At 68.1% G+C, this 21,800-nt stretch carries 14 protein-coding genes and 2 pseudogenes; 4 read left to right on the forward strand and 12 right to left on the reverse strand.

Annotation, left to right across the window (positions count from 1 at the left end):
• Positions 1-86 precede the first annotated feature (86 nt).
• Genes eccCa through FNH09_RS05330 form a run of 3 tightly spaced genes read right to left on the reverse strand, consistent with a single transcriptional unit; the run spans position 87 to position 4,873 of the window.
• Positions 87-4,154: a type VII secretion protein EccCa gene (gene eccCa, locus FNH09_RS05320; RefSeq protein ID WP_152885568.1), complete on the reverse strand. Its 4,068-nt coding sequence runs from the start codon at positions 4,152-4,154 to the stop codon at positions 87-89.
• Positions 4,155-4,574, reverse strand: a complete 420-nt coding sequence (locus FNH09_RS05325; RefSeq protein ID WP_152885569.1) for a WXG100 family type VII secretion target — start codon at positions 4,572-4,574, stop codon at positions 4,155-4,157.
• A 2-nt stretch (positions 4,575-4,576) separates the two neighbouring features.
• Entirely contained in the window at positions 4,577-4,873 is a 297-nt protein-coding gene (locus FNH09_RS05330; protein ID WP_238426472.1) for a WXG100 family type VII secretion target, read from the reverse strand.
• 175 nt (positions 4,874-5,048) lie between these two features.
• Between FNH09_RS05330 and FNH09_RS05335 the strand changes: the two genes are divergently transcribed.
• On the forward strand, positions 5,049-5,627 hold the full coding sequence (locus FNH09_RS05335) for a hypothetical protein (protein WP_152885571.1): 579 nt from the start codon (positions 5,049-5,051) through the stop codon (positions 5,625-5,627).
• A 41-nt stretch (positions 5,628-5,668) separates the two neighbouring features.
• Here the strand turns inward: FNH09_RS05335 and FNH09_RS05340 are convergent, their stop codons facing one another.
• The 6 genes and pseudogenes from FNH09_RS05340 to FNH09_RS05365 all read right to left on the reverse strand — a co-directional run bounded on the left by FNH09_RS05340 (position 5,669) and on the right by FNH09_RS05365 (position 11,815).
• Positions 5,669-8,371 carry a right-handed parallel beta-helix repeat-containing protein gene (locus FNH09_RS05340; RefSeq protein ID WP_162468148.1) on the reverse strand — a complete coding sequence of 901 codons (2,703 nt, stop codon included), beginning with the start codon at positions 8,369-8,371 and terminating at the stop codon, positions 5,669-5,671.
• A complete protein-coding gene (gene eccD / locus FNH09_RS05345) occupies positions 8,368-9,723 on the reverse strand; it encodes a type VII secretion integral membrane protein EccD (protein WP_152885572.1) in 1,356 nt (451 codons plus the stop codon). The genes FNH09_RS05340 and eccD overlap by 4 nt, the downstream gene beginning before the upstream one ends.
• A 58-nt stretch (positions 9,724-9,781) precedes the next feature.
• Complete coding sequence (locus FNH09_RS05350; protein ID WP_152885573.1) at positions 9,782-10,108, reverse strand: WXG100 family type VII secretion target; 327 nt, start codon at positions 10,106-10,108, stop codon at positions 9,782-9,784.
• Positions 10,109-10,166: 58 nt separating this feature from the next.
• The gene (locus FNH09_RS05355; RefSeq protein WP_152885574.1) at positions 10,167-10,529 is read right to left on the reverse strand and encodes a WXG100 family type VII secretion target; all 363 of its coding nucleotides are present in this window, start codon (positions 10,527-10,529) and stop codon (positions 10,167-10,169) included.
• Between the two features lie 480 nt (positions 10,530-11,009).
• Positions 11,010-11,613: pseudogene (locus tag FNH09_RS05360) on the reverse strand (GTP-binding protein).
• Between the two features lie 64 nt (positions 11,614-11,677).
• Positions 11,678-11,815, reverse strand: a complete 138-nt coding sequence (locus tag FNH09_RS05365) for a DUF742 domain-containing protein (RefSeq protein ID WP_338017474.1) — start codon at positions 11,813-11,815, stop codon at positions 11,678-11,680.
• A gap of 232 nt (positions 11,816-12,047) precedes the next feature.
• Between FNH09_RS05365 and FNH09_RS50035 the strand changes: the two genes are divergently transcribed.
• Both FNH09_RS50035 and FNH09_RS05375 read left to right on the forward strand, forming a co-directional pair.
• Positions 12,048-12,800 carry a transposase gene (locus FNH09_RS50035; protein ID WP_420802740.1) on the forward strand — a complete coding sequence of 251 codons (753 nt, stop codon included), beginning with the start codon at positions 12,048-12,050 and terminating at the stop codon, positions 12,798-12,800.
• A gap of 2,394 nt (positions 12,801-15,194) precedes the next feature.
• Positions 15,195-17,501: a hypothetical protein gene (locus FNH09_RS05375; RefSeq protein ID WP_152885577.1), complete on the forward strand. Its 2,307-nt coding sequence runs from the start codon at positions 15,195-15,197 to the stop codon at positions 17,499-17,501.
• Positions 17,502-18,395: 894 nt separating this feature from the next.
• Here FNH09_RS05375 and FNH09_RS05380 read toward each other — a convergent pair.
• From FNH09_RS05380 to FNH09_RS05390, 3 genes are all read right to left on the reverse strand, one after another.
• Positions 18,396-18,824 (reverse strand): DUF4240 domain-containing protein, encoded by a 429-nt coding sequence (locus FNH09_RS05380; RefSeq protein ID WP_152885578.1) that lies wholly within the window; start codon positions 18,822-18,824, stop codon positions 18,396-18,398.
• On the reverse strand, positions 18,793-20,460 hold the full coding sequence (locus FNH09_RS05385) for an ISL3 family transposase (protein ID WP_338017475.1): 1,668 nt from the start codon (positions 20,458-20,460) through the stop codon (positions 18,793-18,795). The genes FNH09_RS05380 and FNH09_RS05385 overlap by 32 nt, the downstream gene beginning before the upstream one ends.
• 355 nt (positions 20,461-20,815) lie before the next feature.
• A complete protein-coding gene (locus FNH09_RS05390; protein WP_152885579.1) occupies positions 20,816-21,139 on the reverse strand; it encodes a hypothetical protein in 324 nt (107 codons plus the stop codon).
• A gap of 489 nt (positions 21,140-21,628) precedes the next feature.
• Between FNH09_RS05390 and FNH09_RS50395 the strand changes: the two are divergent.
• A pseudogene (locus FNH09_RS50395) lies at positions 21,629-21,784 on the forward strand (ISL3 family transposase); the annotation flags it as partial.
• Positions 21,785-21,800: the final 16 nt, after the last annotated feature.

The raw sequence follows: 21,800 nt of genomic DNA on the forward strand, positions 1-21,800 counted from the left end.
GGCTGCAGGTAGCGGCCGCCCACAGGTCATCGGGTGGGCGTCATACGGGAGGAGAGAGGGGACGGATCTCGGAGGGGGTGGTGCCCCTATCCGTCCCCGGGGTCGTGGACGGTCTGGACGAGGGAGCCGCCGCTGCGGCGGGAGACGAGAACGCCGCGGCCAGGGGGCAGGCGCCGCGCGCGCTGGTCCGCCAGCACCGCGCCCTCACGGGGGTCGCCGGACAGGAGCAGTCCGCCGGAACCCAGTTCGCGGATCCGGCCGGCCACCGGGTCAGCGAGCGAGCGGCTCATCCCGCCGTTTCTGCGCGCGAGCACCACATGGAAGCCGATCTCGGCGGCGTGGGTGAGGTAGTCCCCCACCGCCGCCAGGGGCCCGCGTCCGGTCGTTCCGCCCCCGGCCACCAGGTCGTAGTCGTCCACGACCAGGTACAGCTCGGGGCCGTCCCACCAGTCGCGCTGCTTCAGCTCGTGCGGAGTGATGTCCGGGGGCGGCATCCGCTCCTTGAGTTTGTCCACGACCTGTTCCATGTAGACGGCGGCGGAGTCCGCGTCCCCGGCCGCCGCGCCGACGTAGTCCCCGGGCACCGCGCCCAGCAGTCCGCGCCGGTAGTCGACGACGATGAAACGCAGGTCCCAGGCCGACCGGCGGGCGGCCATGGCGCGCATCCATGACCGCAGGAACGAGGTCTTGCCAGAACCCGGGTCGCCGTACACCAGGAAGTGCGGCCCGTCGGCGTCCAGGTCGAGGGTCGCCGGAGTCAAGTCGAAGTCCCTGATGCCGATGGGCACGGCGCCCTCGGGCAGCGCGGCCGCCCCGCCGGGGAGGGCCGCACAGGCCTGCTCCAGCTCCTGGGGGGTGACCACTTCGGCGAGCACGCGCAGCGGCGGGGCGACGGCGCCCTTCCAGCCCGCGACCAGCTCGTCCACCACGGCCTCCTGGGCCTTGGTCAGGTTGTCGGTGGACGATGTGCCGTCCAGGCGCGGCAGAGCGGCGTGGAAGACGCTGCCCGGAGCCACCAGACCGCGGCCGGGTACGAACGCGCGCAGTTGCCTGGCCAGCGGCCGTGAGATCTCCGACTCGGCGGGCTCGGCCAAGCGCAGCTCCAGACGGCCGGTGATGGTGTCGCGGAGGTTTGCCCGCAGCTCGGCCCAGCGGTTCGCGGTGAGCACCAGGTGGACGCCGACGCCGAGGCCACGCACCGCGATGTCGGGCACAACCTGTTCGGCCTCCTCCATGGCCGCCCGCAGCGCGGCCCAGTTGTCGATGACGAGGACGATGTCGGCGGCGTTGACCCCGGCGGGCAGCGCCTTCTCGTCGCGGAGCCGGCGGAAGTCCGCGGCGGAGTCGATCCGCAGCTCCTGGAAGAGCCGCTCTCGGTCGTCGATCAGTTGCCGGACGACGGACAGGGCGCGCCGGGTGCGCGCCTCGTCGTGCCGGGTGGTGACGCCGGACACGTGCGGCGCCCGTTCCAAGCCGACGAGGCTGCCGCCGCCGAAGTCGATGCCGAGGAACTGGATCTCGTCGGGGGTGTGGGTGAGCATGGCGCTGGTCATGAGGGAGCGCAGCAGGGTGCTCTTGCCGGACTGCGGTGCGCCCACCAGGATCAGGTGGCCCTGCTGGCCTGAGATGTCCAGGAGGAGGGCGCGTTGTTCCTGGCGGCTGGGCAGGTCGACGACGCCGACCGGGAACGCGAGGTTGCCGCCCTGCGGCCACAGACGGGAGTGGTACCCGCGCTGGTCGTCGGTGGTGAGGGGGGCCAGCATCGAGTCGAGTTCGATGGCTGTGGGCAGTGGTGGCAGCCAGACCTGATGGACGGGGGTGCCGTGGGCCCGCACCCGCTCCACGGCCACCTGCATCTCGGTGCGCTGGCCGGGCAGCGGACGGGAGAGTGTCACGGACGGCTCGGTCTCGTCGGCCTCCTCGGTCCCGGCGTCCTCGGCGGTGCGCACACCGAACGGCACAGGCACCGGTGGTGGGCCGGCGACCGGCTCTTGCCGGTTGTCCTCGTCGTATGCGCCGGAGATGTGGGCGACGCGGAAGCGTTCGTAGACGGACTCGTCGACCTTGAGGTAAGCAGAGCCCGGGATCGAGGGGAGCCGGTAGGCGTCGGGCGTCCCGATGACGGCACGGCTCTCTTGGGCGCTGAAGGTGCGCAGGCAGATCCGGTACGACAGGTGCGACTCCAGGCCGCGCAGACGGCCCTCGTCCAGCCGCTGCGTTGCCAGCAGCAGATGCATGCCCAGGCTTCGGCCGACCCGTCCGATCTGGACGAAGAGGTCGATGAAGTCGGATCTCTGGGCCAGGAGTTCACCAAACTCGTCAACGACGATCATCAGATACGGCATCGGCTCCAAGGGCCTGCCGTCCTCGTCGGTGCCGCCGGCCGCCTGCAGGATCTGGTACTCGCGGACCGAGTCCACGTTGCCGGCCTCGCGCAGCATCCGCTGCCGCCGCTGCTGCTCGCCCTGTAGGGCCGTGCGGACCCGGTCCACCATCGCCAAGTCGTCGGCGAGGTTGGTGATCAGGCCGGCCACGTGGGGCAGTTCGGTCACTCCGGCGAAGGTGGCACCGCCCTTGAAGTCGATGAGGACGAAGCCCAGGTGCTCCGGGGCGTGGGTCATGGTCAGCCCCGTGACGAGGGTGCGCAGCAGTTCGCTCTTGCCCGAACCGGTCGCGCCGACCACCAGGCCGTGCGGGCCGATTCCGCCCATCGCGGATTCCTTCAGGTCCAGTACCAGCGGCGCGCCATCGCCGGTGAATCCGATCGGCAACCGCAGCAGCGCCTCATCGTCCGGCTCCCGCCACAGGTCGGTGGGATCGAACGCGCCGAGGTCGGTCACGCCCAGCATCTCGGGCAGCGCGATGGTGCGGGCAAGCACCTGCTCCTGCTCGCCGGTCAGCTTCAGCGGGGCAAGCGCCCTGGCCACCTGCTCGCCGAGCTGCGGCGGACAGGCGTCGGCGACAGCGTCCTGGACCACCTGGACCAGGCCGGGGTGACGGGTCTCCAGGCTGAGGTTGCCGTCGGCGTCCACCCGGGCGCGCGCGTCGACCCGGCTGGGCTCCTCGCTCTCCTTGGTGACCAGGCAGACGACGTGGAGGCCGCTCTCCGGGCCGGCCTCGGCCAGCAGGTCGGTCACCAGCGGCGAACGCGCCCAATCCGCTCCCGGCCGGAACGCGTCCAGGACCACCACCAGGTGGCGGGACGCCCCGCCCTCCCGCCGCATGCCCAAGGAGGCGGCACGCTCCGCGCGTTCCTCGCGGATCCGGTCGACCTGCGACTGCAGGAGGTCGGCGATACCGTCCATGCTCTCCGCCACCATGGGCACGAGGCCCACCCGACCGGGCTGGCGGGCGTGCGGCAGCCACTTCACCCAGGCCCAGGAGTACTCCCCGTCCTCACCCGAGGTGAGGGCGGCGACCCGGACGTCGTCCGGGGCGTGCAGCACGGACAACTGCATCAGCAGGGATCCGGCGAGCTCGGCGGTGCGCTCCTCGGGGCCGAGCAGGCTGAGGACGCCGGTGTTCGCCAGATCGACCCAGGCCGGCTGGAGACTGACGGTCTCGAAGTCCCGGGTGAGCTTCTCGGCGCGCCGGTGCGCCTCGGCGTCGTGCTCCGTCATGGGGTCGCTGTGCCGGCCCAGGGCGATCCGCATCGCCGGCATGCCGTGGCCGATCCCCAGCCGCAGCTTCAGGAAGTCCGCGTCGGCCGGCCGGCGTTCCCACACCCGCCGCGGTCCGGTGGTGGCGATCGCCCACAGCCGCTGGGGGCCGGGGTACACGAAGGCGCTGACCGCCCGCTGGGCCGTCGCCGACTCCTGCGCCTGGCGCCGGATGTCGGCGAGGTACTCGACGTACCGGTCGCGCTGGCGGTACTGCGTGCGCCGACTCGCGTTCTTGGTCTGCGCCCTGACCATCACCATGACGCCGATGGAGATCACGACAAAGCCGACGCCGAGCGCCATCATCCACGGCCGGCCGAAGGTGAACATGTACGCGGCCATGCTGACGCTGCTGAGCAGCGGCAACAGCATGTACAGCCAGGTCTGGGCCTGGTTCTGCGTGGCCTTCTGCGGCGGCGCCGCCAGCGAGACCTGCTGTTCCGGGACCGCAGGCGGGAACGTCCTGGCGGGGCGGTGGAAATCTATCCTGGTCATTTAGTTCGGGAAATCCTGAGTGATAGGGAATTCGGGTCCGGTGTGGTCCTGGGGACCCCCGCCGCCACCCCCGGACGTGGACGCGAGCGCCTCGGAAAATGAGCGGAACGCGGCTTCCCGCGCGACCTCCGCCTGGCTGCTTCCGATGGCAGCCGCCTTGATTCCCCCGGCCAGAGCAGTAAGCACGCCGTCATCGCCGAACATCTGCGCCATCACGCGATTCCAGCGGTCACCGAACGCTTGCGCCTCATCCGCGCTCTCGGCCACCCATCCCAACGACAGTCCGCTCACGGTGTGGTTAATCCGGATGATCGAGTCAGCCATTTCGCCGGCGAGTGCGATGAGTTTATCGCCCACCCCGTCAAGCGCCTGCGGGTCCATGCTCAGCACACCGATGTCGTAGTCACCGTATTCGGGCACGATCAGCCTCCGGAGTTGTGGGTGTTGGCGATCTCGGCCGTGGCGTAGTTGTCGTACGCGGTCTGCATGCGCCGGGCCATCTCCTGCAACAGGCTCTCCAGGTCACGAGAAGCGTCCGTGAACCAAGCGGAAATCGTGTGCAGTGTGGATGCGGCCGGACTCTTCCAGGAGCTGTGAGCCGCTTCGAACTGGCTTTGGATCTGGTTGATCAAGCCCGATATGTGCTCGCTCTCCCCCCGCACTACACCGATAGCCCTGCCGAGGTCGCCCAATGCGACCCGAAACTCTTCGACGGTCATCGTTGCCACGGTAACGCTCCTTTCGCCAGAACGACCGCGCTTCGCGGGTCTCCGTCGGAATATCGAATGTTTGAAACAGGGCTTCCGCCCACCGATTCCGGTATGACAAACTGGCGCCTGCTGCCGACTGAAATACCCCCTGCCCAACCGCCAGACGCGAACTCAGGAGATGAAAATGGCCGATCCCCAGCAACCCGACGATCCCGACGCGGGAAAGGACTTCAGCTATCTCGTCCCTACCATGACGGTCGGCTGGAACAGCCTGCCCAGCTTCAACGACACCGAGACCCCCCAGCCCGGTGGTGGGCCTTCCGCGTCCACCCTTGCCGACAGTGGGCCGTTCTACTTCGCCGCGGACACGGTGCGGGCGACCGAGACCACGCTGCTGACACAGGCCCGCATCGGCGTCTCTCACTACGAGGCGCTGCGCCAAAGCGTCAACACCGTGCTGCAGGGCAAGTTTTGGGGCCCCGCCCATCCCAGCGGGGTGTCGGTAAACGTGGATCCCAGCACCGGCGGAGGAGGCTCCCAGTTGGGCGACACCATGCATCGTGATGACGAGATCCTCGCCGGCATCGGTGACGAGTTCGCCCGGCACATCAACCCGGCGATGCAGAAGGTTCTGGCCTTGCTGAGCAACTCCCTCGAACTGCTCGGCAATTACATCGCGGTGGTCAACGCCACGGGCCAGTCCTACGCCACGGTCGACCGGCACTCGCGCTTCCCCGGCCCCCCGGGAACCATCAAGAAGTGAGCCGGTTGCCACGCCCAGTCCGGCGTGCCTGCGGGGCCGGGTCATCGGACCGCCACCACAGGCACGTCGGCCGGCAGCAGCACCGTCAGGGCCTCGTCGCCGGGATCGGCCAGGTCGGCCACGCGTAGGGCGTGCTGCTCGGTCATCTGCTGGAAGGCCTGGCGGGCGGTGCGCCCGTTGCCGAAGCGCTCCGTCCGGTCGATCGCGTCGAAGTGGGTCAGCAGCGCCGCCGCCGTGTCCTCGCCGATCCGGTACTCGTGCCGGGACGCCTGGTGCTCCACGATCCGCACCAGGTCCGCCGACGTGTAGTCGTCGAAGCGCAGGGTGCGGGTGAAACGCGACGCCAGACCGGGGTTGGAGTCGATCAGGCGCTCCATGTCCTCTGGATAGCCCGCGGCTATCACCACCACGTCGTCCCGGTGGTCCTCCATCAGCTTCACCAGGGTGGAGATGGCCTCGTGCCCGAAGTCGCTGCTCTGCCCCGCCGGGACCAGCGCGTACGCCTCGTCGATGAACAGCACGCCGCCCAGCGCCTGCCGGAAGACCGCGGTGGTCTTCGGAGCGGTGTGCCCCATGTATTCGCCCACCAGCGCGCTGCGGTCGGCCTCCACAAGATGCCCGCTGGCCAGCAGCCCGAGGGCGGCCAGGAGCCGTCCGTACAACCGGGCCACCGTCGTCTTGCCGGTCCCGGGGTTGCCCGCGAAGATCAGGTGGCGGCTCAGCGGCGGCGGCTGCAGACCCGCCTCCTGACGGCGCTTGACCATCTGCATCAGCTTGGCCATGGAGGCCACTTCGCGCTTGACGCTCTCCAGGCCCACCAGCCGCTCCAGCTCGGCCAGCAGTTCGGGCAGCTGGTCCTCGCCTACCCGCTCCATTCGGGCCCTCTTGGCCGCCGGCCCCCCGGCTGTGCCGCGCGGCGCCCCCACCGGCATCATCTCGCCCTCGGCCGCCGCTGGCATCGTGGCGACCTTCACATTGCTGGTGCGGCACTCCTCGAAGCTGGCCGCGGCGTCCTCGGCCTGCGACAGGTCCTCATCCGTGTCGTGCACCAGGCAGCGGCGCAGCACAGGCGCCGCCTTGGCCCCTACGTACACCGCGGGATAGCCGGTGGCGGAGATCGAGCAGTCCTCCAGCAGCCCTTCGGCGCCATCGCCCGCGTACACGCCGTTCTTCGCTGCGCCCGCGATGGTCACCGACCGCACCCGCGGCCTGGCGCCGGACCAGATCACCAGCCCGCTCCCCTTGGCATCGGTGATGGTCAGGTCCTCGATCCAGGACTCACTGCGCTCGTCGAGGAAGACCCCGGCGGACCCCGGGGCGTCGACCCGGCCGCCCAGCACCACGGCGCCCGTGCCGGCCGCGATCTCGATGCCCGTCCTGGCGGGCCGGACGACCTCACAGTCCTCCAGCAGCGGCCGGTGCCGGGTGTCCAGCCTGATGCCGGTCTCGGTCTCGCCGATCACGCACCGGCGCAGCACCACGTCGGCATCCTTGACGTCGACGCCCGTCATCTGCGCCCGCTCCACCCGGGTGTCCTCGGCGGTGAGTTCCGCGGAGCCCTCCACCCGCACCGCGTGCTGCGCGCTGTCCCGCACCGTGCAGGAGGCCAGCTCCACCCGGGCGCTCCCGCCGAAGTGGAGGGCCGTGTAGGCCGTGGTCGAGATCTCGCACTCGGTGAGACGGACGGTGCACCCGTCCGTCGCGTGCACCCCGTTGGCGCCGGTACGGGCCACGGTGCCACCGCGTACGTGCAACTCGGCGTTCTCCACGGCGGCCAGGCCGGTCCCGGGCACGTCGACCACCCGTGTCCCGTCGATCTCCACCCGGCCGGCACCCGCGGCGATCACGCCCGCTCCGCCCGTCTCCCGCACATGGCAGTCCCGGAGCCGGACGTCGCCCGCCCCCGACACCAGCACACCTTCCCGGCCGGTGCGGAAGACCTCGCACTTCTCCAACCGAACCCGGACTTCGTCATGACCGGACGCGACCGCGTCGTCCCGGCCTGTCGCCGAGGTGGCCGGACCGGAACCGGGAGCGTCGCCCACACGCACCCCCTCGGCCTTCGCGTCGTGCAGCCGGCACCCGCGCAACAGGGGCCGCGCCAGGGCGTGCACCAGCAACGCAGCCTCACCGACGTGCCGGACGGTGCAGTCGTCGAAGGTGCCCGACGACTCCCCCGCCATCACCACCCCGCACCCGGCGACCCGCTCGATCGTGGTGCGGCGGACCTCCGCCCTGGCGGCGTCGCTCAACGTCAGGCCGTGGCCTGCTGACTCCCGGATCACGCAGTCCTCGACGACCGCCGCGGCCGTGCCCGTGACATGGACTCCGGAGTCGGAGGCGTCCTCGACGGTGCACGCCCGCAGTTCGGCGGCGGCATCGTGGATGACCTCGACACGGCCGCCGGACACCTGGCAGTGGTCGAACACCGGTGTGCCTCCGGCGACCAGCACCACCGGCCCCCGGTCGGAACCACTCTCGACCGTCACGTCCCGCAGCACGGGCGCCCCGCGGCTCACACTGACCGCGGGGCCCTGCACGGCCACGATGCGCACAGTGCCCGGGCCCTTCTCCGCCACGACGGAGACATCGATGTCGAGGATCAGGGACTCGCGGTAGACCCCCGGCTGGACGTGGATCACCGCGCCCTCGCCGGCCGCCCGGACCGCGGCCGTGATGGTGCGGTAGGTACCCCAGCCGCGGTCCGCCACCCGCAGCACACCGCGCTTTGCCGCCGCTGTCACGGCGTCTGCCCCGAGTTCATCATCGAGGCGTACATGCCGAAGACGCCCACCGCGAGCGGCACGGAGGCCACCAGGAAGAACCCTGCAAGCGGATCGATCCAGGAGGGCCTCTCCTCGGAACCGTCCGCGCGGAAGGCCCGGCCCAGGCCGAACGCCAGCGCGATCACCGCCGCGCCGAGCAGGGCGACGGAGCCGGCCCAGCCGGGCGCCCCGAAGGCGCCCGGGGCGTGGATCAGCGTCGTCGCGAGACCGATCGTCCCCGCGATCACCATCGGCACCACCGCCAGCGCCATCGTCAGCCGTCCCGCGCGCAGGATGAGCGCGAGGCCGAGACAGCTGGCCAGGGCCACCGCGAAGACATGGTCCGCCATACCCAGCACCACCAGGCACGCGGCGGCAACGGCAGAGCCCAGCACGTTCGTCCCAATGAGCAGCCGCTGACCTCGCTTCACCAGATGCAGGACATCCGCCTCGTCCTCATAGCCCTCAACGCCCCCAGGCGTCCCCGCCAGCACAGCGAAATGCCCCGCGAGCTTCGGCGCGGCGCCGAGCACTCCCATCATGGCGACCGCCACCACCGCCGATGCCTCCAGCAGCGAGGCGTGACCAAGGCTCAGGCACACCGTCAACAGCAGGCCGAGCCCGGTGATCGCCACCGCCATCAGCGTCGTCGCGTGGCGGAGCGCCAGCAAGCCGGCGAACGCCCCCACCAACGCCCCCACGCTCAACGCCGTCAACACGGCCGAGGTGCTCCTGGTGGCCGCCGGCAGGGAGACGGCCGCCACCGCGAGCAGCGGAACAGCCGAGTGCGCCAGGATCAGCCGCAGGCCCAGCGGGAGGGACCAGCCCTGGCGGGTGGCATGCCAGGCCAGCAGCGCCAGCGAGAAGGCCATGACCATCGCAACGGCACCGGTCACCGGCAGCACGGCGGTCTCCCCGCCCGTCCACGCCAGTGTCACGAGACCGGCGATGAGGCCCAGCACACCGAGCACCAGGGTCGTGTAGGCCCGCGGTCGCCAACCCCAGGCGGCGAGGTCCCCCTCGGCCTGCTCGACCGACTCCTCGAGGTCGGTGACCACGGGTTCGTCGAATTCCCCCGCGGCCGCGTCCCGCAGATACAAGGTCGCGCCGTCCACGATGCCGCACTCCCGCAGGGAGGTCTCCGGCGAGAACGGCGGGGCGCCGGGCAGCGCGAGCGACCAGACCGGCGGGAAGGTGTCGTCGAACTCCACCTGTCCCACGAGCGTGAGCAGGGACGGGGTGTACTCGGCGATGGCCGCGTCCACGGGCACCGCGAGGTCCACCCGCCGCCTGGCTCCCACCACGGTCACGTGGCAGCGTTCATTCTCCACTGGGCGTATTCCTTCTCACACGTCGACTGGGGGGGCGCACTCGTCTGCTCCGCCGGGGTCAGGCCGAGGACGTCCACGTCCTGATGTTGGCTTCCTCGGCCCCCACGTAGTTGCCCCAGTTCACGCGCAGGGCGTGGGCGATCTCACCGAGCACGCCGCCCTCCTGCTCGCTGCCGAAGAGGCCGACAGCGGCCATGTCCCACTCGTGCATGCGCATTTGGTAGTCGGTCGCGGACTGGGCGTTCCACGTGTCGATCAGCGACTGGATCCGGCTCTTCAGGGCGTGCAGTTCGCCCATGATGTGCGCCGCCTGGGCGTTGAGGTAATCGCCTGCCCCCTCCAGGTCCCTGCCGACGTGGATGGGCGTGCCTTCGATATCGGGCATCTCGGATCCTCCGACGAGAAGTGTCGTTGCTACGTGCGACGTACTGGCGTTCTCTGCGTCAGGACAAACGGGCCGGCGGGAGGGTCACGCTGTTGAGATTCATGAGGTTCACGTGCTCGCCCTGAATGTAGTTGTCCGCCGTGGTGTCCAGGCCGGTCGATATACCCAGCAGGGCCTCCTGGAGCTGCGCCGCGTGCGCGTCCCACTCCCGCATGAGCTCCTGGAAGGTGTTGGCGGCGATGCCTCCCCACACGGCCTCCAGGCCGACGACGTACGACTTCAGCCTGCCGAGTTCTCCCTGGACGGTCTCCTGGGTGTTGCGGATGTCGAGGGCCTTGTCCTTCAGCTCCGCGGGCGTCGCGTTGTACAGAACGCCGTCCGAGCCCTGGAAATTGGGAATCGTATCGCCGGTCGCCACCATGACGTCCGCCTTCCTGAATTGGTTACCAGAGACCGAAAGCTCGGCGCCTCGGCCCCGGAGGGAAAAAAGCTGGGCCCTCGCCAACGGCCGGAGAGGCCATACGGGGTGGGTACGGCGAACCGTCCAGGCGTAGAAATGGTTCGCAGAATGAGGATGCTAATGGGCGGCAGCTCTTGTTCAGGCCACGAGTACGCATGAGGCCTTTCCGGGCCAGAAGATTGCCCTCGAGTGCAAAACTCGAACTTGCCCGCACGTTCATCAGCCGCCCGGCTTGTGCCAACTGACCGCGAACGCCCCTGTTGGTGAGTTCCGAACGGACGTGACCCTACTCGGATCGGTTACGGGGACTTCGCGGACAGCCGTCACACGACCGCAGGCGACCGTCCCCGCTGAGACAGAGACCGGTCGACCGTCGTGTCGGCCACGAGACAGGGTCGAAGTACTCACGGGGAACGGCCGGCGGCCATCGTCGCCCCTGGCTCAGGATGAGCGTTCCTCAATGGCGAGCGCGTGCTCCAAGGCGTTGATCAGTAGCTCCTTCACCCGATCGGCGCTGGCGTGCGTCACAGATGAGGACAGGGACGTCCTTGTTCAAGTCGAGCGCGGCTCGCACCGTTTCGACCGGGTACGCACGAGAACCCGCGAACGAGTTGACGGCGACCACGAACGGCAGTCCGCGGCGCTCGAAGTAGTCGATGGACGGGAAGGACACCGTCAGCCGCCGAGTGTCGACGAGCACCACGGCACACAGGGCTCGGGCGGAAAGCTCGTCCCACATGAACCAGAAGCGATCCTGCCCCGGGGTTCCGAACAGAAACAGGTGGAGACTGTCGTTGATGGTGATGCGGCCGAAGTCCATGGCGACCGTGGTCGTGCCCTTCAGCTCCACCCCTGACGTGTCGTCGATCCCGATGCTCGAGTGGGTGAGGGTTTCCTCGGTGTGGAAGGGGGTTATTTCACTGATCGTTGACACAAGGGTGGTCTTGCCCGTTCCGAATCCTCCCGCGACGAGGATCTTGACCGCTTGGGGCAGGTCGTCCGCGGCAAGCGGGGTCGTCTTGCCTTCGGGCACGATTCTGCTCATGACCGTTCCATTTCTCAGCCGAAGGGGTTCGGGTAGCGGCGCCGCCTGGCACGCATGATGCGGCTCACAGGGCTCGCAAACCGGTGAGTACTTCTCTGATGAGCTGCACGCTCGGACGCTCCACACGCTCACGCACCTTGATCGCACCCATGTCGAGCAGATCGCCAAGGAGGACTCGCACCACACCGGTCGGCAGGTTCACGCCTGCTGAGTGGGCGTTCACATAGGGTTCTTCCGGTATGCGGGTTTTACACATGCCCCGCTTTGGCCGTCTTCACCACGTGCGGGCTATTCGTTCCCTGCAAGGTCCAGCACTCGGCTGAACGTCTCGCGCGGCTCCATACCCGGAAACCCGTCTAATTTGAAAATGCCCTGGACCCGCCCGAGTTCGAGCGGAATCCTTCCCTCCGCCGTCCTCGTGATCACGCTACGGCGTGAGCGAGCGCAAGCCGTACCCCAGTGACCTGTCCGACGCCCGATGGGCCCTGATCGAGCCGACGTTGACAGCCTGGAGAAAGGCCCGCCTCGAACGCCGGCCGACGGGGCAGCCGGCCAAGGTTAATTTACACGACGTATTCGACGCACTCCTTTACATCAACCGCACTGGAATCCCCTGGAAGTACCTCCCGCACGACTTCCCGGGACACGGCACCGTCTACTTCTACTACGCCGCCTGGCGCGACGAAGGAATCCTCGCCCAGCTCAACCACGACCTGACCGGCCTGGCCCGCGTCAAGGACGGACGCAAGCCCGAACCGACCGCCTCCGTGATCGACACCCAGAGCGTGAAGACCTGGGAGGCCGACTTCGGGCGCACCTGGATGCTAGGCAACGACCCGGTCAAGCACCGCCTGGCCGCTGACCTCCCTGTGATTTGGGAAGCCGCCCGCAACCACTTCCACGCGACTCCTGACATCACTGGCTCGCAGCTGTTCGACCACGTCCTCGGGCTCATCACCGACGCGGGCTGGGCATACGGCGCCTCCCACGCCGGGCACCTGGTGGGTGAGTTCCCCCACGAACGCATCAACGGTGACGACATCGACTGCTACGTGACGCACGGCAATGACGGACCGATGCGTCGCCTCGATGCAGCAGGGCACCCCTGCCACTGGATTCTCGAGATTCACCTCGTCGACAGTGACCGGTCGTTCGGCGGCTTCTACGAGCACCTCCTCGACATCTGACGCATCAGACACCTCCTCTCGCCTTCGGCGTGTGAAACCGCGGGTGAGGCGTTTCTGTTGGTGGGTGGCAAGATCCGGCTGTGACGGTCGTGGTGCATCGGGTCGCGCCCGGCGCCAGCTCGTTCTCGTCGACCGGTCTTCGGCCACGGAGTCCACCTGCGGCACGACCTTCCGCACGCTGTCTTGCCTTCTTGTTCGACGTCGGCCGGTCCACCCTTTACCCGCGGCGCTGTCGGGGAGGGAGACGTACTTGGCCGGCTCAGCGGAGCTGCGCGGCCCTCGACCGGCCTGGCCTGCGCCTACAGGCACCGGCCGACGTGTTCGCCTGCGCCCCGCCCAGGCCCAAGTCATCGAACCAGGCCTGGACGCCACCGAAATCCACGTCCGCCGACCCATCGCCGGCCAGGCCGCGGCGGACGGCGCTGCGTTCGTCTCCAGCAAGAAGGAGCAGAACACCGTCAAGGGCACTGCCCAGACAAGCTGCCCGCCACCTGCAGTGCCACCGCCGGTCTGGTGTCCGACGGCACCCGAGCGATCCACCGCACGCCACTCCACCACGCCCTCACCCCCTATCACACACCAACTCAGGACGGTGCCGTAAGAAGCTGACGGTTCTCGTCCTGGCATCGGTGGACTACAGGGACACTCACGTTGGAGTCTCACAGTGGACAGATCCTTCTGGGATCGGTACACAAGTGCATGATGATTCGGAGGACACCCTGCGGCCGCAGACACGCGTCAATGGGACTTCCGTCCCCGAATACCCGTGGGTCAATTAATCGCTCAAAACGCCATCGACATGGATCGACCGGACACTGAGGTCGCTTCATTACTTCAGGGATGATCAATTTGCCACACCTGGCACACGCGGAAGATGATTCCAAAGAGATCACAACCGTCGAAATAAATTCAGGCCCGAGTGACCCAATCGGAGATGTTCTACGGCGGCTTACACAATCGCTTGAATCCCCCGACCCGATCGAGCGCGACCTCGATCGGCGCGAGATCCTACTGACCGAACTTGCCGATAAGTTCCTGCAAAATCTAGCCACGCAAGGGTTCCCTTGGGCTCGCGAGAGCCGTATACCCGAAACCACCAGACTCGAAGTCAGGGTAAGCTCCGATTTCCCGTTCACTGTGGTCATCCTCGCAGCCCAACACCTCGTCACTTCACTCAATCACGGCATGTGGCTGACATATGGAAACCACAACAGCCCGCTCCATCTCTGCGCCCAAACTGTCACTATATGCATATAGCAATTAAATCCGCTGGATAAGTATCGCCCGTACCCTGGGACGGCCGAAGTCAGACCAGTATCGGTGGGACATCACGGCTTCGGATCGCGGTACCAAAGACCCACTCGTCCGGCCCGTTCTGCCCGGCGGCCCGGAGGCAGACAGAGGTCTGCACCCCACCGCCTCGATCTCACACGCGAACGCCGCGGCGCCTTGTTTCATCGCTGCTGTGACAGCTTCGCAGCATGCCGCCTGAGCGAACGTGCAGTTCTTGTGCCCTTTGGGGAAGACGCCGCAGACGGTCTCCCCGGGCGAGTGGAAGACTCACCCCCACACGGTTGGCGCTTCCGCTGATATCCCCGCTCCGTGAACCGAAGGCCGCCGTCGCCGTCAAGACCGGTTCAGGCGCATCCGGTTGTGCACGGACGTTCCGGGCCGCTTCCAATTCAGTGAGCAAGACCGTGAGCGAGCGCATGACCGCGTACGCCGGCCTGTCAGGAACTACACGGGTGCTGGCGCGAAGTCCGTGCGCCGAATGCCCGTCCGGCCACGGAGTGTCGCCAACCGCCCCACAAAACGGAGCGCCGCAGGCGGCAGGCTCACAGCTGACGAACAAGGGCGCGGACAGGGCCTCATTGAACGTCGTCATAGAATCCGCATGCCATACGATCACGTCGGACGGAACGGCATGACTGACATCTTGGCCCCGGTCGCAACGCCAGAGGATGCCGCAGCGGGCACTCGTCCTCAGCCGGATCGGCGGCTCGGCGTGATCGTAAACGGCCGTTCGCCACATCCGGAACCGGCAGGACGATGGGCCGCAGTGGTTCATCCCCGGCCGCCTTGCGGCGCTTTGCCATCACCACGAACGTGCCCTCCGCCGGACGGAAATGTGGCCGATGCCGCCACGGGTAATGGAATACCTGCGACTGCGTCAGTCTTCCCGTCACTCTCCGGCACCGCCAGGCGTCGCGTGCCGCAATGGCGTCGCCCGGTCAGACATCCTTCGCGAGCCGCAGGACGGCCGTTCCTGTTGTGTCGTGCCATTCAGTCCGGGACATCCGCCTTCACGGGCGGGAGTACCGGCGAGTACCACATCGACGGCCGTGACCGGCCTCGCCCTGACGCGATCACGGATGGCGGAAGAGGGAACACCGCATGAGCCGTTTCACCGGCGCGTTCGCCCGGCGGGCCAAGGCCGGTTCCGCGTCGCCCCAGAGTCGGTCCGGTGGGACCGACGTCAGTGCGCAGCGTGTAGTCGTCGAGGACTACGACGGGCTTCTTCTGCTCCGCCTGCCCACCGACGACAGCCTGGACCCGGCCGACATCAACGACTTGTCCCGCGCCATGGTCTCGCATGACGGCACGACCACCATCATCGCCGCCGTGGACCGCACCATGGCCGACGCTCTGTGGACGAAGCTCCGCGAGGTTCTGGACACCGTCCGGCAGGACGGCATCCGTTCCATACGATTGGTGATGGCGGGTGCCGGCGATGACCGGCCCGGTCGGGCGGCCACGGCCCGACGGATCGCCGAGATGTGGAATCTGACGGTCGAGGCTCCCGACGGAGCGGCGCTCGTGGTGCCGGGGGGCTCGGTGTTCGTCCCGCCTGGCACCGGCGGATGGTTCCGCTTTGAACCAGGGCGGCAACCGGTTCCGCTCGGGCCACGCCTGCCGTCGCCGCGGTGGCAGCCCGCCCTCCGCGAGATCTCCGCGAAGGCAGTGGCAGGGTGCGTGGTCGACCAGATCCCGGCCGGGCTGCTGATCCGCCCCATGGATTCGGTTCCCCCTCAACCTGGTGACGTGTTCCACGCCGTTCCAGTCGACCCCAGGCGGCCTGCCGTGATCGTTGGCGTCCCATGGGGAGAGGACGTCGCGGTCTCGGACATCGTCGAGCTGTTGCGTCCTCTGCACGCCGAGGCGCGCGCCAGCGTACGGCTTGTCCCGGGAGGCAGATCAGATCTGCTGCGCCTGGCACAGTCGCTCGCCTCGGCATTGGACACCGAGGTCGAAGTCACCACAGGTTTGCCGTTGTTCGCCGCCGATGGCCCAACAGGCCGCTACGGCGTCCGGTCGGTACTGTTCGGTGCCGACCAGGCACCCCAGTGGCTGCCGTTCGTCGACGCAGTGATCTGCTCTCCCGCAGGTGAGGACGAACGCCCTCAACCACCCCAGCTGTCACGCTGGTTCACGCCCCTCGGAGAGGTCGGCGCACCCCCAAGCGGGGACGCCGGGTCTCCCGAAGGACTTCTCCCGCTGTCTCCGGAATGGCACGCGGTGGTCACCAGGGCCGGTTTGTGGATTGGCGGTCCCGGCTCCGCGATACCGCACACCGGCCGCCCCGTGACCAGAGACGGCCCTGTCATCGATATCGGCCGTGCCGGGGATCGGCTCACTTCGACGCTGTGGCCGGTACTGTCCCGCCTACTCACGACGTTGTCCCCCGGCCTCCGGGCCCTCACCACACTTCACGTTCACGCCACCACGCCCGATGGCGGCCGTGCGCTGCGCGCATTGGCAGCCGAGCACGGCCTGCGTGTCATCCGGTTTACGCGACCCACACCGCAGCACTCGCCGCCACCAAGGTCTCCCAGGCCGCCGGTCGCCGTGGCCGACGCCGGCACCGCCGGCCCGGTCGTGGCACCACCCTTCCGCGGCCCTCTGCCGACAGCGCTGCCGGCATCCCGAGCAACGCCGGCGGTGCTCCCCCCAGACGAAGTACGGCAGCATGCGGCAGGCACACGGAAGCTGCGACCACGTCATCTCAGCAATCCGGAGCAGCGGAAAGCCCTGCGCATGTTTGCCGGCACGGCATGGGAGCGGCACAGCACCGCCGTGGCCCAGGCGCTGACCGCTCTGCCTGGCCTATGGGGACAGGACAACGAGGCCGTCCACGACGATCTCGTAGCCGTCCGCATGTACCTCCAGCAGTCCGACGAGCTCACCCTGCCGCTGCGAACGGGCGAGACACGCCTGCTGCCGTTTGCCGCTTGTCTGGCATCGGGGTTGCAGTGGTTGCCGCCTTACCGCGGAGTGGTTCTTCGCGGAGCGAACGGAATCGACATGGCCGACAGTACGCGTCCCGGTCAGTTGCTGACCGACGCGGCGCCGGTCAGCGGTCTGCTGCTGGATTCTCTCGAGACGACTGTCGTAGCGGGTGCGGCATACGCGATCTGGTCGATCACGGGCCGCAGCGTGCGCGCCCTGCAAGGGGGCGGAAACGAGATCGTCTTCGTACCGGGCACGAAGTTTCGGGTGCTGGATGTACGCACGGAGAGCGACAACCCGCTCATCCTGCTCCGCCAGTTGCCCGACAGGCACACCGCGACCAGCGAAAGCACTCTCGAGGACGCCGACGACACCGCGCTGGCCCGCCTTGAGCAGGCGCTCGCGGGCCGCATCGACTCCGGCCCCGGCACATGGCCGGAACGCTGCGCGGGACCTATAGGCCCATCGAGCTGACGAACACGACAAGGCAGGACCCATGTCCGTGCAGAACAAGCAGGTTCCGGCTCCGTCGGTCACCATTCGGAAAGCCACTTGGCTGCCAGCCGCCGTAGGCGATCCTGGACCGGATTTCATGCAGGCTTCCGCGGAGAAGCCTGTGGCGAAGAGCCAGCGCCCGACCATCAGGCCCACCGAGGCCGACCTGCCCATCGAGCCGACCTCCTCGGTCGTACGTCCCGAAGCTGCCACCAGTGAGCACGAGGACCCCCTACCCACCGCCGCACCAGACGCCACCAGGGTTCGTCACCCCGACGCGGCCATGGAGAAGGTGAAGCCTGCGTCCGCGCTCAATGCGCAGGCTCCTGACACAGCCGAGGCAGCTGCTACGGCGACCGACAGCAGCGGACAGACCGTGCCTTTGGTAACCGAGCCGCCAAGGAAGTCGGAGGTCGAGGTCGCCGTGCAGGCCGCGCTGCAACGAAAGACCTCCGGCCTGCCCGGTGCCACGGCTCCGCCAGCCGGAACTCGGAACGCCCCGAAGACGGCAGTCAGACACAGTCGTCCGACGGGAACGCGAGCCTCGCGTCCGAAGGGCAGTGCCTTTGGAGGAGTGGCCATCGTCGTATGCGCTGTGATCGCAGCGGCGGCATTCCTCGTGATGTCACACGAAATCGACTTCTCGTGGAGCACACCGGCAACCAACGACCTGCCCGGGAACCCAGGAGGAACCCCGACCTCCCATGCGCCATCGCCGGCCACGACGTCTTCGCACACCAGGTCCCGTGCCCGCTCGCCTCGGCATCCCCAAGAGCATGCCCCGTGGCGTTAACGGCGCAAAGTGGTTCAGGCACGGATTCCGTGAGGACGATCGCCGAGTCCGGAGGTTGCCACCAGATGAAGCGACAGCGTTCAACCAGCCCATCCCTCGGCGTTCGAGTACGACTCATAGGAATATCGCGTGTCGCGGTCCCATTCCTCGCCGGTGATGCGCTTGTACGCACGGTCTGGTGTGTAGAGCAGGCTCTCGGCCCAGATGAGGTCGGTGGCGTAAGGAGCGAAGGCCGCAGGGTCCTGGAGGACGCTGTCGAATACGGTGCGGCCAGCAGCGACGATGGCGGCACGCGTGTATAGGAAGCCGTCACCGGACAGATTGTGTCCGTACTCCTTACGGTCCAGGCGGTAGAGCGCCCATGACAGCTGTTCTGCGAAGCCTGTGACTGTCGACAACGGGGACTGGGCAAGACATTCGGCAACTGCGGCAGCGAGGAGTTCGGCGTCAGGGTCCGGGGCCGTTGGCCTGCAGTCCTCAATGAGCTGCCAGAAGGCGTCTTCGTTCATGCTGGCGAGCATGCCGCAGGGGTATGACATTCCTGTCTGCCGGCTCACCTGCTGCTGCTGCGAGAAGGGCTCGTTTGCGGAGCAGGGGGAGCTTGGCCCGTCCGAACATCTGACGTTTGATCATCTTGAGGTGATTGACGCGGCCTTCGACGGGGCCGGAGGACCACTCTGTGCTCATGCCGAAGACGACAGCGTCGAGGTCAGTGACCAGCCCGGCGGCGAAAGAGGCCAGGCCGCACTGCTCGTCCGCGCAGACATCAGCGATCCACCCGCGCAGCCGGCCTCCATCACGGTTGGTCATGATGGTCGCGAACGTCCGGACGTGGGCGGTGGCGGCCGCGAGCTCAGGCGAACGGGCCAGCAGCGCCTTGAGCCGCAGTTGGTCGTCCTCGCGTAGGTGGTTGGGGTGGCTCATGATCCACCGGGTGGCTTCGCGGGGCGACGGCGGCCGGACCATCGGCGGCCGGCTGGCTGCGGGCCGGCGTCCAGGACGCAGCGGATGGACGTAGTCGCGCAGGGTGCTGTAAGCGCAACGGACCCCACGTTCTTGCAGCTCGCGGTGGAGGCTCGACAGGTTCGTGCAGCCCTCGGCGATCCGTTGCTCCAGGTAGGGCCGGTGACGGTCGAGTTTGCTGGTCCGGTCTTGCCACTGGCCGTGCAGCATCGCTTCCGGGCTGGCGGCGCGAGCGTACTTGCGCACCGTGTTGCGGCCCAGTCCCAGCCGGCGGGCGACTTCGCGCAGGCTCAGGCCTTGCTCGACCTGGGCCCGGACCGCGGCGTGGGTGTCGCGGAGCCGGTCGAGGAACTTCCCCGGCGGGTAGGGCTCGGGAGGCTCCTGGCCGGAGGAGGCCGGCACGGGCCCTGGTTCGCGTTCGAGTTCGCTCGAAGGCTCCGTCTTCACGAGGTCGCGGAGGAGAGCGCGATGGTGGGAGACGAGGCGTTCGACGGCTTCGCCGAGGTTGTGCCAGACATGCCATTTATCTGCGCAGTGCTGGGCCTGCGGGGCGCCGGTGCGGGCGCCTTCGGCGAAGAACGCCGCGCGGTCGCGGCAGACGATCTCGACGCCGGGGTGCTCGCGCAGCCATGCGGCCAGGGTCTCGGCCTCGCGACCGGGCAGCAGGTCCAAGGGCTGGTGGGTCTCGCAGTCGATCAGGATGGTGCCGTACCGGCGGCCCTTCCTGGTCGCGAACTCGTCCACTCCCAGCACCCGCGGCACCGCCCAGGCCGGCTCCGGCAGCGCCATCACCACGCGTAGCACGGTCATCCGGCTGACCACGATGCCCAGTACCAGTCCCATCCGGACGACGGCACGAGCGGCCAGGACGACACCAAGAGCACCGACGACCCTCTGCAGGACGGGTGTTCGCCGGCCGTAGCGGCTGGTCAGACCCTCGACCTGCTCGGCGAAGGTCACCCTCGCGCAGTTGCTGTTGTCGCAGAACAGTCGGCGCACCGACAACTCGATGAGTACAGGCTGGGTGCCGACCGGTGCATCGGCGATCGTGCGTCCATAGCGGCTGTGCACCCGTGTCGACAATGTCCCGCACTCCGGACAGACGGCCGCCGTCCCGTCCTTCGTGCTCGCCGCGATCCGCAGCACGCCGCTCTCCACCACCACGCGCTCCAGCACCGTCACCAGGCGCGGGAACACCAACTCCAGCAAGCTGTCACACGACCGAAGGATGATGCCCAGGATGACGGAGCGTTACCGGTGCACGGGAGCACGGTCCACTTCACGGAATCTGTGCCTGAACCCATTTCAACCGTCGCCGACACACAGGCGCATCGGACGCCTCGGTCTGATGCGGCGAATACCGGCCGGAACCCGGGAAGCGCGCAGCGCCGTCCACCACGGCCTCCAACCGCAGCGGCGGCACAGGCCCGGCCGGGACGCCCCCGGCCGGGCCTGTGCGTGACCTGTTACGCCGTTCCGACAGGGCAGGTGGGTGTTGCGGCGGTCCGTGCCCGGTTAGCTCTGCCTGTGTGGGTGGCTACCAGGTCTGGATCCACTGGTCGCCGCCTTCCCACCCTTCTGCTCCTGTGCCCAGTCCGGACTCGTCGCCGTTGTACCACGCTGTGCCGACGGTCGCGCCCGACCAGACGTCTACGACGTCAACCGGCTCCCAGCGGTGATCGGACGGGACATTCCACCACTGACACTGTCCGGGAGAGACGATCGTGCTGGTATAACCCCCACGCCAGGGGAAGGAGAGATAGGCAGGGTAGTTGCCCTGGGCGCACAGTTGGATCCACTGCTTCTGGATCGTGGACGCGGATGCCGAGCTAGCCGTGCCGGCAAGCAGGCCGGTGGCCATGCCACAGGTTATGACTGCGGAGATGGCAGCCCGCTTGGCATTCTTGAGAAAACGCACTTATGTCCTCCGGGATGAGTGCCTTCGAAGGCTGTCGTCCGGGCACTCTAATCTGGGCCGTTCCAGTTGGCCCTCGTGCTGCCGGAGTCTAGGAGGGTCCTTGAGAGCGCGGATAGTTCAACTGCCCTTCTGACGCAGCTTTCTGCCTTTCCGTCACCGGAAGCGAATCCAAGGAACGACCCTGTCTCACATGCGATTTGATAATGGAGAGTTGTGAGGTCGTTGACTTCCATGTGATGGATGTCAACGTTCTTGTGTAGATGGTGTTTTCGGGTCTGTCCCCGCTGGTCGTCGAGGATGTGGCCGACGAGGGTGAGCGGACTGTGGTGCGGGCCCGGACGCCGCTGGGCACTGCGGTCTGGCAGGTGTGTGCACGGCTATCACTGGCGGACGGTGCCCGAGGGCGACGGGGGGTCCGTGTGCGGGTGCGGCAAGGTCGTCTGCCGCGACGGCTCAGCCACCTACGCCGAGGCCATCCGCCCCGTTCCGCCCGACGCGGTCCAGGTCGCGGACAGGCGGCATGTGTGGCATAACCTGTGCGAAACCGCCTTCAGCGAAGCGAAGGCGCACAGCAGCTGCTGGGCCGCACGGCACCGAAGTCGCT

The sequence above is a fragment of the Streptomyces adustus genome (genome assembly GCF_009377175.1).
GTDB lineage: Bacteria > Actinomycetota > Actinomycetes > Streptomycetales > Streptomycetaceae > Streptomyces > Streptomyces adustus.

Excerpts from the sequence above, each read along its gene's own strand:
- FNH09_RS05330 (WP_238426472.1), bottom strand. The coding sequence starts at position 4,873 with ATGACCGTCGAAGAGTTTCGGGTCGCATTGGGCGACCTCGGCAGGGCT.
- FNH09_RS05375 (WP_152885577.1), top strand. The coding sequence starts at position 15,195 with ATGAGCCGTTTCACCGGCGCGTTCGCCCGGCGGGCCAAGGCCGGTTCC.
- FNH09_RS05355 (WP_152885574.1), bottom strand. The coding sequence starts at position 10,529 with ATGGTGGCGACCGGCGATACGATTCCCAATTTCCAGGGCTCGGACGGC.
- FNH09_RS05380 (WP_152885578.1), bottom strand. The coding sequence starts at position 18,824 with ATGAACGAAGACGCCTTCTGGCAGCTCATTGAGGACTGCAGGCCAACG.
- eccCa (WP_152885568.1), bottom strand. The coding sequence starts at position 4,154 with ATGACCAGGATAGATTTCCACCGCCCCGCCAGGACGTTCCCGCCTGCG.
- FNH09_RS05350 (WP_152885573.1), bottom strand. The coding sequence starts at position 10,108 with ATGCCCGATATCGAAGGCACGCCCATCCACGTCGGCAGGGACCTGGAG.
- FNH09_RS05390 (WP_152885579.1), bottom strand. The coding sequence starts at position 21,139 with ATGGCCACCGGCCTGCTTGCCGGCACGGCTAGCTCGGCATCCGCGTCC.
- FNH09_RS05335 (WP_152885571.1), top strand. The coding sequence starts at position 5,049 with ATGGCCGATCCCCAGCAACCCGACGATCCCGACGCGGGAAAGGACTTC.